The 13,960-nt window shown below is 48.5% G+C and carries 11 protein-coding genes; 5 read left to right on the forward strand and 6 right to left on the reverse strand.

What is annotated here, in order from left to right; all coding sequences use genetic code 11:
- The first annotated feature begins 139 nt into the window (after positions 1–139).
- Positions 140–1,423 (forward strand): histidine--tRNA ligase, encoded by a 1,284-nt coding sequence (gene hisS / locus DDZ15_RS00250; RefSeq protein WP_109643681.1) that lies wholly within the window; start codon positions 140–142, stop codon positions 1,421–1,423.
- Between the two features lie 110 nt (positions 1,424–1,533).
- On the opposite strand, the gene DDZ15_RS00255 is transcribed toward hisS, so the two are convergent.
- Complete coding sequence (locus tag DDZ15_RS00255; protein ID WP_109643683.1) at positions 1,534–2,448, reverse strand: DUF697 domain-containing protein; 915 nt, start codon at positions 2,446–2,448, stop codon at positions 1,534–1,536.
- Positions 2,449–2,675: 227 nt separating this feature from the next.
- Between DDZ15_RS00255 and DDZ15_RS00260 the strand changes: the two genes are divergently transcribed.
- Positions 2,676–3,179, forward strand: coding sequence for a GNAT family N-acetyltransferase (locus DDZ15_RS00260; RefSeq protein ID WP_109643686.1), 504 nt, complete (start codon positions 2,676–2,678; stop codon positions 3,177–3,179).
- Here the strand turns inward: DDZ15_RS00260 and DDZ15_RS00265 are convergent.
- Both DDZ15_RS00265 and DDZ15_RS00270 read right to left on the reverse strand, forming a co-directional pair.
- Positions 3,168–4,910 carry a DUF885 domain-containing protein gene (locus tag DDZ15_RS00265; RefSeq protein WP_109643688.1) on the reverse strand — a complete coding sequence of 581 codons (1,743 nt, stop codon included), beginning with the start codon at positions 4,908–4,910 and terminating at the stop codon, positions 3,168–3,170. The genes DDZ15_RS00260 and DDZ15_RS00265 overlap by 12 nt on opposite strands.
- An 83-nt stretch (positions 4,911–4,993) precedes the next feature.
- Positions 4,994–6,415, reverse strand: coding sequence for a DASH family cryptochrome (locus tag DDZ15_RS00270; RefSeq protein ID WP_109643690.1), 1,422 nt, complete (start codon positions 6,413–6,415; stop codon positions 4,994–4,996).
- 145 nt (positions 6,416–6,560) lie between these two features.
- Here DDZ15_RS00270 and DDZ15_RS00275 point away from each other — a divergent pair, with 145 nt between their 5' ends.
- The 3 genes from DDZ15_RS00275 to DDZ15_RS00285 are packed head-to-tail and all read left to right on the forward strand — an operon-like array spanning position 6,561 to position 10,384.
- Complete coding sequence (locus tag DDZ15_RS00275; protein ID WP_109643691.1) at positions 6,561–7,802, forward strand: hypothetical protein; 1,242 nt, start codon at positions 6,561–6,563, stop codon at positions 7,800–7,802.
- A 48-nt stretch (positions 7,803–7,850) separates the two neighbouring features.
- Positions 7,851–9,473 carry a BCCT family transporter gene (locus tag DDZ15_RS00280; RefSeq protein WP_109643693.1) on the forward strand — a complete coding sequence of 541 codons (1,623 nt, stop codon included), beginning with the start codon at positions 7,851–7,853 and terminating at the stop codon, positions 9,471–9,473.
- Between the two features lie 8 nt (positions 9,474–9,481).
- The gene (locus DDZ15_RS00285) at positions 9,482–10,384 is read left to right on the forward strand and encodes a universal stress protein (RefSeq protein ID WP_109643695.1); all 903 of its coding nucleotides are present in this window, start codon (positions 9,482–9,484) and stop codon (positions 10,382–10,384) included.
- Positions 10,385–10,562: 178 nt separating this feature from the next.
- Here DDZ15_RS00285 and DDZ15_RS00290 read toward each other — a convergent pair whose 3' ends face one another.
- From DDZ15_RS00290 to DDZ15_RS00300, 3 genes are all read right to left on the reverse strand, one after another.
- Complete coding sequence (locus DDZ15_RS00290; RefSeq protein ID WP_109644001.1) at positions 10,563–11,843, reverse strand: metal-dependent hydrolase family protein; 1,281 nt, start codon at positions 11,841–11,843, stop codon at positions 10,563–10,565.
- Between the two features lie 115 nt (positions 11,844–11,958).
- A complete protein-coding gene (locus tag DDZ15_RS00295; protein WP_109643697.1) occupies positions 11,959–13,152 on the reverse strand; it encodes a phosphoglycerate kinase in 1,194 nt (397 codons plus the stop codon).
- A gap of 36 nt (positions 13,153–13,188) precedes the next feature.
- Positions 13,189–13,905 carry an HAD family hydrolase gene (locus DDZ15_RS00300; RefSeq protein ID WP_146198469.1) on the reverse strand — a complete coding sequence of 239 codons (717 nt, stop codon included), beginning with the start codon at positions 13,903–13,905 and terminating at the stop codon, positions 13,189–13,191.
- Positions 13,906–13,960 lie beyond the last annotated feature (55 nt).

A 13,960-nucleotide genomic window follows, 5' to 3' on the forward strand; every position in this document is an offset into this window, starting at 1 on the left:
CTTGAAACCAATATCCGGGTCGAACAGACATACCATGTCTTAATCCAGGTACTCAAGAGTCAATACGATTTCTCCCCTATCACTCGTATCTTCTCTTCTCACTTAAAACCGTTAACCGATACACTGATTAACTGAACACATGGCTCAGCCTACCTATACAACACATGCCGGAATGGTGGATATTTTGCCGGACGATGTCCGCAAATGGCAATTTCTTGAGGAACTGATCCGTGAAGAGGCACACAGATTTAATTTTGAGGAGATTCGTACCCCCATCATGGAGCAGACTGAGTTGATTGTAAGGGGCCTGGGCCAGCTTACCGATATCGTCTCAAAAGAGATTTTTGCATTCAGTCGCGGGGATGATAACTACGTACTTCGGCCGGAGCTGACGGCGCCGGTTGTGCGTGCATACATCGAGCATCATCTGGATCAGCGTGGCGGATCGCAGAAGCTTTACTACATCGGACCCATGTTTCGCGCAGAGAGGCCGCAGAAAGGACGTCAGCGCCAGTTTCACCAGTTCGGCGTAGAGATTATCGGCAGCAGCGATGCCGTTGCCGACGCAGAGGTCATCGCATTCATGATTCATATCTACAACAGGATCGGGATCAAAAATACAAGACTAAAACTGAATTCAATCGGTGATCCTGAAAGCCGTGAAGCCTATAAAAATGCGCTGAAAAGCCACCTGAAGCCTCATTTTGACAAACTGAGCGATGTTTCAAAAAAACGATTTGAAAAAAATCCGCTGCGAATACTCGATTCGAAAGAGGAAGAAGATCGTCCGTTCATTGAAAGCGCACCCCTCATTACCGACTATCTGAGTCAGGAGTCGAAAGCGCATTACGACCGGGTGAAGCAGTATCTTGGTGATTTGGACATCTCTTTTGAGGAAGATCCATACCTGGTTCGGGGAATGGACTATTATACACAAACTGCATTTGAGCTGATCAGTCCCGATCTGGGTGCTCAGGATGCCCTGGCTGGTGGCGGACGCTATGATCTGCTCGTGGAGGAGATCGGCGGACAGCCTACGCCGGCCGTAGGTTTTGCTGCCGGTATGGAGCGGCTTATGATCGCCTGTGAAGAGCTTGACATCCCCCTGGGTACGGAAAAGCATGTGGATCTCTATGTGGTAACACTGGGTGATCAGGCGCGCAGGTGGGGACTTTCCAGCCTGCGACAATTTAGGAACCGCGGAATATCCGCAACCATGGATTACATGGGGCGGTCGATGAAGGCCCAGATGAAGGACGCCAATCGGGAGAATGCACACTATGCCCTCATTGTGGGTGATAATGAGCTCAGGGAGAACCGGTTTACTTTACGAAACATGAAGGAGAGTGACGAGCAGCAGCTATCGCTGGATGAGATTATCGTGATTCTGAAAAATTCATTGACAGGGCAGAAAGAATCCTGATTTATTGCTGATAGCACTCATGGGGTACCATCTACTTGTACAATCCAAATAGAAGGTTTCTGCCGGTCAGCTCATATTTACATTAAGAGGTACATCAGGTTAACGGGCAACTACTCCGACCCTTTATCTTTTCTCATGAACGGGCGGGAGGCCATTCGTATCGGAGCAGAGCCGAGGTGAGCCACCAGTTTTTTGGTTCCGTCATAAATAATACCTGCAAGCATTTTCGCTGCTTCCGTTGTTGCAGAATTTCGTATGGTCTGTCGCTCTTTGCGAACCAGTGAGTTACAATACTTTTGAGCCACCTTCCCAACACGAAGAGTCAGAAACGCATTTGAGCTGCCCGTGATGGTTGAATTCACAATTAACGACGTTCCGGGAACCATGGAAATAACGGATCCAACACCCTGAGACATGGATGATTCCAGAATTTCAAAATATTCCGCTTCATCCAGGCTGCTTGCAATAAATGCGGTTACCATAACATTGGTGTACAGAAAACTCAGCTCCTTCAGATTGGGCCGCTGCGAATAGACCCGTGCAAGTTCCCAGATCAGACGAAACTGAAGACCCAGTATGAACAGGGCATCCAGTGCACCATTCTGTGAAATAGCTGTTGTTATGAATGCACGGTAGGCCGTCTTTTTAATGATAAGATCACTCTCTGCATCCAGTTCTTTGAGCGCCAGGTGTATCTCCTCTTCAGATACAACCTTCTCCAGGCTAACCTTTGGATTCGATGACAGGCGCACCGACAGTTTATCCATGTATCGATCGTAGTCCGGCCCTTCCTCCGAATCAGGAGGTATCAATCGTGATGGAAGCCTGATGTAAAGATAGAGAGGTGCAAGAAGGGCTGTCAGAATCACCAGCACAAATAGAATGAGCGAAATCTGTCCCAACAGCGGATGAATGGTTGCCAGAACTCCGGAAAACTGTACAGCCTGATTGATGATCACAATAATGAGCAAAATCGTTATGGCAAGAGCGGCAATCGCCGCCACTGTTTTCATCTGTTTTTTCATCGTTTCCTCCCCGATATAGGATGTTAACCTGTTTTTGTGAGCCTGTTAACTCAATATAACACGATTCGGCGGGTTCATGCATCGATATTAAGAATCTGTTGCAACGGGGACCCTTTACAACTTCTGCATTTTTTAATGTTCATGACAGAACCCGGGCTTATATTCCGCATCGAATTGAAGCGTATCCCAAATGGATAACCTTCTTACATGTACCAGCATAATCTACCATGATCCGAATCCGGCAAGCAACACGTGAGGATGCATACGCAATCACGGCCATACTGAACCAGGCCGTTAAATCCGGCAGAGAAACTGCATTTACTGATCCTGTACCTGTTACAGACCGGGAAGAGTGGCTCGCGCACCATGATCAGACCGGATATCCTGTATTTGTGGCAGCAGAAACCAAAACAGACCAGGTGATGGGTTACCTGTCGCTGAGCCCCTGGAGAGCCGGACGCGATGCATTAAGACATACGGCAGAGATCAGCTACTATGTGCATGAGGGTTTCCGGCGCCGGGGAGTTGCCGCTGCTCTGATGACGCATGCGATTGAAGAGTGTGCTCCACTGGAAATTGACCGTCTATTAGCCATTTTACTGGATATCAATGAACCCAGTATTTCACTTCTCGAGAAATTCGGCTTTGAGCGATGGGGACATTTTCCGGGTGTTGCAAGACTTAAAGATCTTCGTGCCGGTCAATACATTTACGGTCTCTCACTGCACTGATACGGATTCAATCCAATCGTTCACATTCTCATCAAGTACCTGTAAAGGCACGCTTCCGCTCAGCAGAATCACATCATGGAACTCCCGCAGGTCAAAATCCACACCCAGCTCACGTTCCGCATTTTCACGAAGTTCGCGGATTTTGATCTCTCCCATTTTATACGCCAGCGCCTGTCCCGGCCAAAAAATATATCTGTTCACTTCGCTGCGAATATTGTGAAGCGATAATGCGGAGTTTTCGGCCATATACTGTACGGCTTCTTCCCGGCTCCACCCCATCGAATGGATTCCGGTGTCTACCACCAGGCGAAGCGCTCGCCACATCTCGTAGCTGAGCCTGCCAAAGTTCTGGTAGGGATCATCATACATTCCCGTATCCAGCCCTAGCCGCTCCGAGTAAAGTGCCCAACCCTCGGTATAGGCCGTAAAACCTGAAACAGATCTGAACTTCGGCAGTCCCTCCAGCTCCTGATGAAGCGCAATTTGCAGATGATGTCCCGGAACGGCCTCATGCAATGAAAGGGCCGTTACTTCATAGAGCGGACGGCTTCTTAGATCGTAAGTATTCACCGCATAGTACCCGGCCCGGGTGCCGTCTGCGCTTCCGCGGCTGTAGTATGCCGTTGCCGTTCGGGGCGCCAGGTAATCGGGAACCGGCCGTATTCCATAAGGAAGCCTTGGCAGGGTCTTAAAAAGTTCGGGAAGCTTACCATCCATGGTCTTCAGAACCATTGCAGTTTTTTGAAGTAGCTCTTCCGGTGTTTCGGCATAAAACTGCGGATCGGTTCTTAAAAACTCTATAAAGCCCTCAAAATCCTCACCAAATCCGGTTTCACGTACTATTTCCATCATCTCGCTGCGAATTCTGGAAACCTCATCCAGGCCTGTACGGTGCACCTCCACGGGCGTAATCTCCATTGTTGTATGCATCTGAACCAGCCAGGCATAGTACTCCTCACCTCCGGGGACTTCCGTAATTCCGGGTGATTCCGAGGCACCGGGTATATACTCATCCTCCAGAAAACGCAGGAGGCGCTCAAACTCAGGATTTACAACCTCTCCGATCACGTCCGCCGCATCAGCCGACAACCTCTGCCGCTCTTCTTCTGTAAAACTCTCAGGAAACGACTCAAACGGTTCGTAAAGCCGGCTCTCTTCAGGTACTTCCGGAATCAATGCTTCAATCGAAGCCATATAGTCTTCAAAGACCTCCTCCGGCCTAACAAAACCAAGTACCAATCCCGCCCGCATTCTTTCGATATAGCCTTCATTATACATCCTGAAGGCTCTCAACCGGCTCAGGTAGTTGTTATAATCCTCCACGGTATTGAGAGGCACCCTGCCGGCAAGGTCTGCAAAGGAAGCGTGATAGTCCCACCATCCGTTCAGCGGCAGCAGATGGTCGTTGAGTTCATAGGCCCGAACTTCATTTTCAAGCTGGATTTTAAAAATGTCATAGTTCAGTTTCGATGCTTCGCTCAGATTCTCTCTCTGTATATGGTCAAGCCGCACCAGAAACTCTTTGGCCTGCTCGTATCGCCGCTCCATTGATTCTATACTCGTTTCGGGCAGTTTGTCATTAAAACGGTGGTCGCCCTGGTTCGTGGCGAACAGGGGTTGATCGGTGAGTGAATATTCCCAGTGATCATCAAAAAGATTTTGAAGGCGCTCCTCACCGGATATGCACGATACCAGGATAAGAGACATAACAGGAAGCAGAAATCTGACCATTCTGAACAGGGATTTTGATTAATGGAAACGGCTTAGGTTACAATTGGCTGTATTACCATGCAAGCTGTTTAAAAAAATACCACTCAGCCTTCCTGCCTGATTCTCTCATAGCTTTCTTCAAGATCCAGTATGGGTTCAGGGTAGTCTTTGGCAATGTTTACGCCAAAAAGTTTTTGCTGATCCGGACTCATCGTATGCAGCTTGTGTATGAATTCAGAAGGCACCTCACTAAGCTCCGGCAGCCAGGTACGGACATACTCCCCCTTCTTGTCGTACTTATCAGCCTGATTCAGAATGTTGAAGTACCGGTTTCTCGGATCGTGCCCTACCGTTGCATTGTAGGCCCAGTTCCCCCAGTTGCTGCATACATCATAATCGATCAGCATCGACTCGAACCAGGCGGCTCCCCAGCGCCAGTCCATATCCATATTCTGAGCCAGGAAGCTGGCAACGTTTTGCCGCCCGCGATTGCTCATGTAGCCGGTCTGCCAAAGCTCCCTCATATTGGCATCTATGAATGGAATGCCGGTCATGCCATGCGCCCATTTTTTGAACCACTCCGGATCCGTTCGCTTTTCAAGATTTTTTCCCTGAATTCCTCCCAACCGGAAAATTTTATTTCCATGTTTCTCTGCTGAATAGCGGAAATAGTCGCGCCAGATCAATTCAAAAATAAGCCAGTAGGTGGATACATTCTTGTGAACCTCACGCTCATATTTTTTGACTTCCGCATGCACTGAACGTGCAGATATGCAGCCGAGAGCCAGCCACGGCGATAATTTTGAGGAGTAGTCGGCCCCGAGCAGCCCGTTTCGGGTGAACTTGTAGTTGCGCAAGCTGTCTGACTCAAAAAAATAATGATTCAATCTATTCCAGGCTTCTTCTTCCCCTCCTTTAAATTCCAGAACACTCCGTTCATCCCCGCCGGAAATATCCACGCCAAAGGACCCGAGCCCCGGTAAACTTCCCGGATCTCCGAGATCTGCAAAATTGATATTTTCAGGTTCCGGAAGCGGCTTTCTCACACTGCACTTTTTCTCAACCTTTTTCCTGAATTGAGTAAACACAACGGGCAGCTCCCGGATTTCAAACGGCAGGTCGTTTGGGTGATAGAGAGCGTGTCCCCTGAACTTTACCAACGGCACTTGAATCAGGGATTGAACCCGCTCTTCCGCTTCGGTTTCTTCAGAGGTTACCTCACCATAGCAGAGAACCCTATCCGCTTGATAATGATCACAAATTTCATTCAGAACTTCAGCCGGATTTCCGGTTCTCACAATCAGATCTCCCCCCTTCTGCCGGTATGCATTCCTCAGCGCCTCCACACTCTCAATCAGAAACCTTTTGCGGTGAGAGCCTGTCTTGGGAAATCCATACATGGTTGATTCGAACAATGCCGGATCAAATATATAAACCGGTAATATCTGCCCATGTTTACAGGCAGTTACAAGCGGTTCATGGTCCTTTATTCGAAGGTCGTTGCGATGCCAAATGATTGATTTCATGAAACCTTAATTTCTTTATAGTTTATATACGCGGCCTAAAACGCCGTTACGACCCGTTTGCATTCCATAAAAAATGGACGGAATGATTTCGGCATACGTTCTTTGTATGTGTAGAATCAAATGCTAACTAACTAAACACTTAACCATGACAAGCCTGATAGAGAAATCTCTATGGCTGCTATGTGGGGTAAGTGCTCTCTTATTTACGGGGTTCTTGTTTACCGCAGAAGCGCAGTCTGACGAAGAGGAGGAGTCATCGCTGCATGTTGGCGGTGCTCTACGATATAATTTCCTTCTCAGTAATTATGAAAGCGACATAGACGCAGGAAACTCCCAGTTTACCTGGGACACCTGGCGCATCAACGTATTGTACGACAACCCGGGTGGAATCGGACTGAATTTTGAGTACCGTTTTTATCCCACTTTCGGCACTCATTTTATCAAGCAGGGATGGCTTGATTACAGTGTTGACGAGAAAACTGAATTGCAGCTGGGAGTTACGCAGGTACCTTTTGGCAACATTCAGTACAACTCGAACAACTGGTGGTTCAGCCTGCCTTACTACGTGGGTCTGGAAGATGATCACGACATGGGCATCAAGCTCATCAGGCAAACAGAAAATATGGAATGGCACGCAGCCTATTTCTTCCAGGCGGATCCGGAAGGCCCTGCATTTGGCCAGGCCAATTTCGGGGTCGGGGGTGCCGGACGGTACAGCTACGACGTGATTCCGGAGGGCAATGCATCACTCACCGAGCGCAACCAGTTCAATATCAGAGGAGCCTATTTGCTTGATAACGGTGAGATTGGGGCATCCTTTCAATTCGGTCAGCTTTACAACACGGTGAACGACCTCTTCGACAGCCAGTACGCTTTTGCCATTCATGCCGACTATAACATTGGCAATTTCAATATCAAGCCGCAGCTCCTCTATTACGGCATGAATGCGGATGATGATGACGGCAATGAGCTGAGCACGGTATATATGGGTGCATATGGTATACCCTACGAGGTATCAACGGAAGCCTGGATCGCAACACTGGGGCTGGCTTACTCCTATGATGTTGACTGGGGGCCCGTCACCAATATCAATTTCTACAATGATTTCAGCTATATGCAGAATACGGTTGGTGAAGGTACCACCATACGAGCCAATGACCAGTCGCTTACGCTGGATAACAATTTCCAGAGTACCATCCAGAACATCACAGGCTTCCTTGTTTCGGCAGGTCCTGTATTTACATACTTCGATATTGCACAGGGAGTGAATCAACCCTGGCTGACCGACGCTTTCGGTGTAGGAGTCGGTCCTGGGCATGAAGACCTGGGGCTGGGCGAATCGGAATACAACATCCGGTTCAATATCAATATCGGTTATTACTTCTGAACCTATCCGTTTCAGAAATTAACACACTAATATTCAAGGAGTACACCTATGGCATTACGAGGACAAGATGACTCGCCGGAGTCAGAAAATTCCGGCAAGAACCGCCTGTTCGACATTCACAAGCCGGTTTTCTGGCCATCCGTTATACTGATCTTTTTGTTGATCGCAGGAACGCTCATTGCAGGCGAGGCGGCAGAAGAGGCTTTTGAGTCGGTACGGGTGGGCATTACGGAATGGGCCAGCTGGCTCTTTGTGGGAGCCGTCAACATTTTTATCGGTTTTGCACTCTATTTCGCTTTCAGCAAATACGGAAATATCCGGCTCGGCGGCGAAGATGCGGAACCTGATTTCAGCACAATGGCATGGTTTGCCATGCTCTTCAGTGCAGGGATGGGAATCGGTTTGATGTTTTTCTCGGTTGCGGAGCCGATGTGGCATCTGCTCTATCCGCCTCATTCAGAGGCCGGCACGACCGAAGCCATCCGTGACGCCATGGGTGTCACTTTCTTGCATTGGGGCCTTCACGCGTGGGCCGTCTACGCCATCGTAGCTCTCGCACTCGCTTTCTTTGCATTCAATCGCAAGTTGCCTCTCTCTTTCCGTTCGGTTTTTTATCCGATACTTGGCGACAGGATTGAAGGATGGATCGGAGACGTGATTGACATACTCGCCGTGCTGGCTACGTTATTCGGCCTTGCAACATCGCTTGGTCTGGGAGCCTCACAGGCCGGGGCGGGGATGCAGTATGTATTTGGACTTGAAAATACCGTAAATCTGCAGGTAATTATCATTATCGTAGTTACCTCCATTGCAGTGGTATCCGTTGTACTCGGTATCGATAAGGGAGTACGTGTGCTGAGTGAATTCAACATACGCACTGCAGCTTTATTCCTGCTTTTCATACTGGTTGTGGGACCAACATTTTTCATACTCTCATCCTTTATTCAAAATATTGGCCACTATGCTCAAAACTTCCCGGCTTTTGCATTCTGGACGCAATCGTATGAAGAAGGATCATTTATGACAACATGGACTGTGTTTTACTGGGCCTGGTGGATCTCCTGGTCTCCATATGTAGGGATGTTTATAGCACGTATTTCACGCGGCAGAACGGTAAAACAGTTTGTGCTGGGCGTTCTGATCGTACCCACACTCATCACCTTTCTCTGGATGAGCGGATTCGGCGGCAGTGCCATTTTTCTTGAAACAAACGGAATAGCGGAAATTGCAGCTGCTGTTGAGCAAGACCAAACCACATCTCTCTTTATACTGCTGGATCAGTTTCCCTGGGCTACCATCACATCATTTCTGGCCATTGTACTTGTGCTCAGTTTCTTTGTGACATCTTCCGACTCAGGGTCACTTGTCATTGATGGCCTTACCAGCGGCGGTAAACTGGATGCACCGGTCGGCCAGCGCATCTTCTGGGCGTCCATTGAGGGTGTAGTCGCTGCCATACTGCTGATTGGGGGCGGATTGTCAGCGCTCCAGGCGGGTGCCATCAGTACGGGTCTGCCTTTTGTAATCGTGCTCCTTGTGATGTGTTACAGCCTCCAAAGAGGACTGCATCGTGAACACCACGATCTGATGAGAAAAGACCGCGATAAAGAGCGTGAATCGTATCGCGACCTGGTGATGAATGCAATTAAAAAACAAAAACAAGCGGAGTAATTCACACTATGAAGAATTCAAAACACTGGATGGCATGTCTGGACCTTTCCAACATGGACGATATTCTGATTGGATACAGCGCATTTCTGACATCTGTCATCAAACCTGAAACCATCACCTTCTTTCATGTTATAGAATCGGGGCCGACCGCTGTGGAGCTTGTCGATCAATTCCCGGAAATTGAAACGAAAGAGGAGTTTCTCAATCTGATTCGTGAAGAGCTCAACGACAAGGTGAAGCAGCATTTCAGCGGGAATGAGATTGAGATCAGGATCGTCATCAAAGAGGGGAAACCCACCGACCAGATAATAGATCTAGTCAATTCACTTGAGCCGGATCTTTTAATTATGGGTAAAAAAATCGGCTATGCGGGTGAAGGCGTGATTCCGATGCGAATCCTGGATTATGTGCCGGTTTCGGTACTTTTTGTGCCTGAAAACAGCCGATACAGCCTCGATAAGATTCTGGTACCGGTTGATTTTTCTGAACAGTCTGCTACCGCGATTAATACTGCTGCCTCCTTCACAAAGAGCAGCAACGTAACCGCACAGCACATCTACCAATACCGGGCTCAGTTTTTCCCCTATTCACTTTCAGATAAAGAGAAAAAAGAGGTGGACCGTAAAATTGAGAGCAAGAAAGAGAACTTCAGGGCAGAGTCTGACATTCCTGAAGACATTCACTTTGTTCTCTCCCTTCACAGAAAAGGCAAGATTGCGGATGTTGTCTATCATCAGGCCGTGCGCGATCAATCCGACCTTATAGTGGTGGCGTCCAAATCGAAGCGAATTGGGGCACTTGTGCGGCATGATTTTACGGACAAAATGGTGGAATATGCATTCGGCATCCCGCTATTGATCCTTAAAAACCGTGAACGCCATATGAAGTTTTTAAAGTCGCTTTTCGGCTGATTGGAGATCTTTCGTCAGCCTGAGTTCGGCGTAAGGAATTACACACACGATACATTAAAACAGCAGGCAACGGGCCTTCCTGAATTCCTTTCGGGAAGGCCGCGTGCATGCTGCAAAGCAGATATGTGTGAGAGAGAAGCAGAGAAGAAATATGACTGCAGTCTCCCGTCTCCGTCCATCACTCCTGTTTGTAAACCATTCCCCCTTTCATAACAAATCGTACATCCTCAAGAATTGTGATATCCTCTAGCGGATTACCTCTCACCGCAATGATATCGGCGTGCTTCCCGGCTTCAATCGAACCGATTTCATCTTCAAGGCCCAGTACTTCCGGGGCGGTTTTTACTGAGCTCATAATTGCCTCAACCGGAGGCATGCCGGCTTCCACCATATAGCCGAATTCCTGACCATTTTCACCGTGAGGAAAAACGCCTGCATCGGTCCCAAACGCTATATTTACACCGTATCGGTAGGCTTGAGCAAATGTGCTTTGGATCAACGGGCCTATCTCCCGTGCTTTGGGTTCCACCAGAGCCGGAAAGTATCCTTCCACCTCTGCTTTTTCGGCTACGAACTTTCCTGCAGAGATGGTTGGCACATAGTAGGTGCCTGCTTCTACCATAGCCTGCATCACCTCTTCGTCCATATAAGTACCGTGTTCGATGGTACGTACACCAGCGCGAACGGCACGCAGCATCCCCTCTTTACCGTGTGCGTGTGCCGCCACATGCATTTCGTAATCCCGCGCGGTTTCTACAACCGCCTGAAGCTCATCATCCATAAACTGGGGGTTCATTCCCGATTTGGCTACACTAAGAACGCCTCCCGTAGCCGTAATCTTTATGTGATCCGCACCGTTTTTATATCGCTGCCGAACTGCCTCTCGGGCGTCCTCAACGCCATTAATAACGCCTGACTCCGGACCCGGGACCCCCATGAATTCACGCTTGTGGCCGTTGGTGGGATCCGCGTGTCCGCCTGTGGTTGCCAGTGATTTCCCTACGCTGATTACCCTGGGCCCATCCACATAGCCTGCCCGGATGGCATCACGCAACGCCGTATTTACTCCGGATCCGCCAAGATCGCGAACTGTTGTAAAACCGGCATCCAGCGTACGGCGGGCAAACATGACCGATCGCAAGGCACGTTCTTCCGGATTCATGGTGTAGGTCTCTACATATCGGTTTGGGTTGGTTTCACCCTCAAGATGAACGTGCAGATCGATCAATCCGGGTAGAACAGTCATTTCGGAAAGGTCGATCAGTTCTGCTCCGGAAGCAGGGCTCTCGAAACCGTCCAGTACGGAAACAATGCGGCCGTCTTCAACAACAACGGTTTTATTTTGAGCGAGCTCACCGGTGATTCCGTCGAACAGATGTCCTGCGTGAATAAATGTCTGCTGCCCCATCACCGGGAGAGTCAGCAATAGAAAGGTGAGAAGAGAGATAAAGATTTTCATCATGATCCGATTAGGATTTGGAGGTTCAAAAAATACCATCCAAATATAACACAGATAACCAGAACTGAAAGCCCGCTTTATCTCTCTTTCTATTAAGTGTCAATACATGAAGTATCTATTTATCAGTAAGCGAGCTAACCCCGGGCAGCTCTTTCCCTTCAAGATATTCCAGGCTGGCGCCTCCTCCCGTTGATACGTGAGATACCTCTTTTTCAAGGCCTGCCTTTTTAATGGCTGCAGATGAGTCGCCGCCGCCGATAATGGTGGTTGCACCCGACTTTGTTGCTTCGGCAAGCGCCTCGGCAACTGCAAATGTTCCATCTGCAAAGTTGGGCATCTCAAAAACGCCCATAGGGCCATTCCAGACAACTGTTTCTGCACGCTTGATCTGGTTGCCGAACGCAATGATCGACTGCGGACCGATATCAACGGCCATCCAGCCGGGTTCGATACCGTCTTCATCCACCACTTTGTGCTCTGCATCATTGCTGAACTCTCTGGCGACTACGGAGTCGAGGGGAAGCATAAATTTAACCCCGGCCTCTTCCGCTTTCTTCATGAGTTCTCCTGCCAGCTCAACTTTATCCTCTTCAACGAGTGAATCACCGATTTCAAGCCCCTTGGCTTTGTAAAATGTGTACGTCATCCCCCCACCGATAATGATGGTATCGACTTTGCTCAACAGGTTTTCTATAACGCCGATTTTATCGGACACTTTAGCACCGCCCAGAATCGCTACAAAGGGCCGTCTTGGATTGTTGACGCTTTCTTCCAGATAGCGAATCTCCTTTTCCAGCAAAAAACCGGAAACTGCAGGCTGCAAATATTCGGTAACGCCTGCAACAGATGCATGAGCTCGGTGGCTGCTGCCGAATGCATCATTCACAAAAAGGTCTGCATGAGCAGCAAGCTTTTTTGCAAATTCAGGATCATTTTTCTTCTCTTCAGGATGAAAACGAACGTTTTCTAGCAGAACGATCTCACCGGTTTCAGCCTCACGGATAACACTGTCTGCCTTGTCGCCGATGCAGTCTTCCGCAAAGTGAACAGGCGCATCAACCAGTGTTTTGAGATGGTCTGCAACCGGCCTGAGGCTGAATGCTTCATCCGGTTTACCTGCCGGACGGCCCAGGTGACTGGTAAGGATCAGTTTGGCTTCAGCATCCACCACGTACCGGATAGATTCGAGTGCCTGCACTATCCGGTTATCGTCCGTTATGGTTCCATTTTCGATCGGTACATTGAAATCAACCCTCATAAGTACCGTTTTTCCCTTCAGCTCTGCATCTTTTAGCGTTAATTTCGACATATTCTTAAATATTACAGGTTCAGTTGATAGTTATTTTTACACATCCAGCAGGTTCGTAAGAGTAGCGAAGTCACTGAATGTGACAGACGCTCTGTTTCTGTTGCCATTGGACATATCCGTTTCAAACCCCGTATACCAGGCGGTGCTCCATCCCGCATTGGACCCACCTTCAATATCGGAGACGTACGAATCGCCCACATATAAAATTTTATTGCGTTCCACGCCTGCCATATCGCTGGCCTTGTCGAATACGGCAGGATGCGGTTTCATCTTTCCAACATCTTCCGAAATCAGGAATGTTTTGCAGTAGCGATTCAGCTCCATGATTTCAAATTTTTTCTCCTGAGTCTCCTTGAAACCATTCGTGATAATGCCGGTTTTATACTTACGGCTCACCCTTTCCAGCGCTTCCTTAGCACCCTCTACCCAAATCCAGTGATTCCGGTAATTTGTCATATACGCACTCCCGATCTCACTGCTGACCGATGTATCCATATTCAGCTCCTTCATGGTATCGTGAAAGCGTGAAAACTGAAGATGGTGACGGTCAATTTCGTTTCTCTGGTATCTGCTCCATAACATGTGATTATTGACCCGGTAGGCATTCAGCCACTCGTCAAGGGTTACACGCTGAAGTTCAGGATACGACTCATAGGTTACACGCTGTGCATTGGTTTCTGCCGAGGAGTGATTCAGCAGCGTGTTGTCCAGATCAAAGTAAATAAAGTCAGGATTCATGAGTCGTTTTACCACAATTCTAAATGTTTAAATCAGCACGCAAAATACAAAAACACAGCCACTTTTTTGG

It is taken from the genome of Rhodohalobacter mucosus (assembly GCF_003150675.1).
In the GTDB taxonomy this organism is placed as follows: domain Bacteria; phylum Bacteroidota; class Rhodothermia; order Balneolales; family Balneolaceae; genus Rhodohalobacter; species Rhodohalobacter mucosus.

Excerpts from the sequence above, each read along its gene's own strand:
- DDZ15_RS00290 (WP_109644001.1), bottom strand. The coding sequence starts at position 11,843 with ATGAAAATCTTTATCTCTCTTCTCACCTTTCTATTGCTGACTCTCCCG.
- DDZ15_RS00255 (WP_109643683.1), bottom strand. The coding sequence starts at position 2,448 with ATGAAAAAACAGATGAAAACAGTGGCGGCGATTGCCGCTCTTGCCATA.
- DDZ15_RS00285 (WP_109643695.1), top strand. The coding sequence starts at position 9,482 with ATGAAGAATTCAAAACACTGGATGGCATGTCTGGACCTTTCCAACATG.
- DDZ15_RS00295 (WP_109643697.1), bottom strand. The coding sequence starts at position 13,152 with ATGTCGAAATTAACGCTAAAAGATGCAGAGCTGAAGGGAAAAACGGTA.
- DDZ15_RS00280 (WP_109643693.1), top strand. The coding sequence starts at position 7,851 with ATGGCATTACGAGGACAAGATGACTCGCCGGAGTCAGAAAATTCCGGC.
- DDZ15_RS00265 (WP_109643688.1), bottom strand. The coding sequence starts at position 4,910 with ATGGTCAGATTTCTGCTTCCTGTTATGTCTCTTATCCTGGTATCGTGC.
- hisS (WP_109643681.1), top strand. The coding sequence starts at position 140 with ATGGCTCAGCCTACCTATACAACACATGCCGGAATGGTGGATATTTTG.
- DDZ15_RS00260 (WP_109643686.1), top strand. The coding sequence starts at position 2,676 with ATGATCCGAATCCGGCAAGCAACACGTGAGGATGCATACGCAATCACG.
- DDZ15_RS00275 (WP_109643691.1), top strand. The coding sequence starts at position 6,561 with ATGACAAGCCTGATAGAGAAATCTCTATGGCTGCTATGTGGGGTAAGT.
- DDZ15_RS00270 (WP_109643690.1), bottom strand. The coding sequence starts at position 6,415 with ATGAAATCAATCATTTGGCATCGCAACGACCTTCGAATAAAGGACCAT.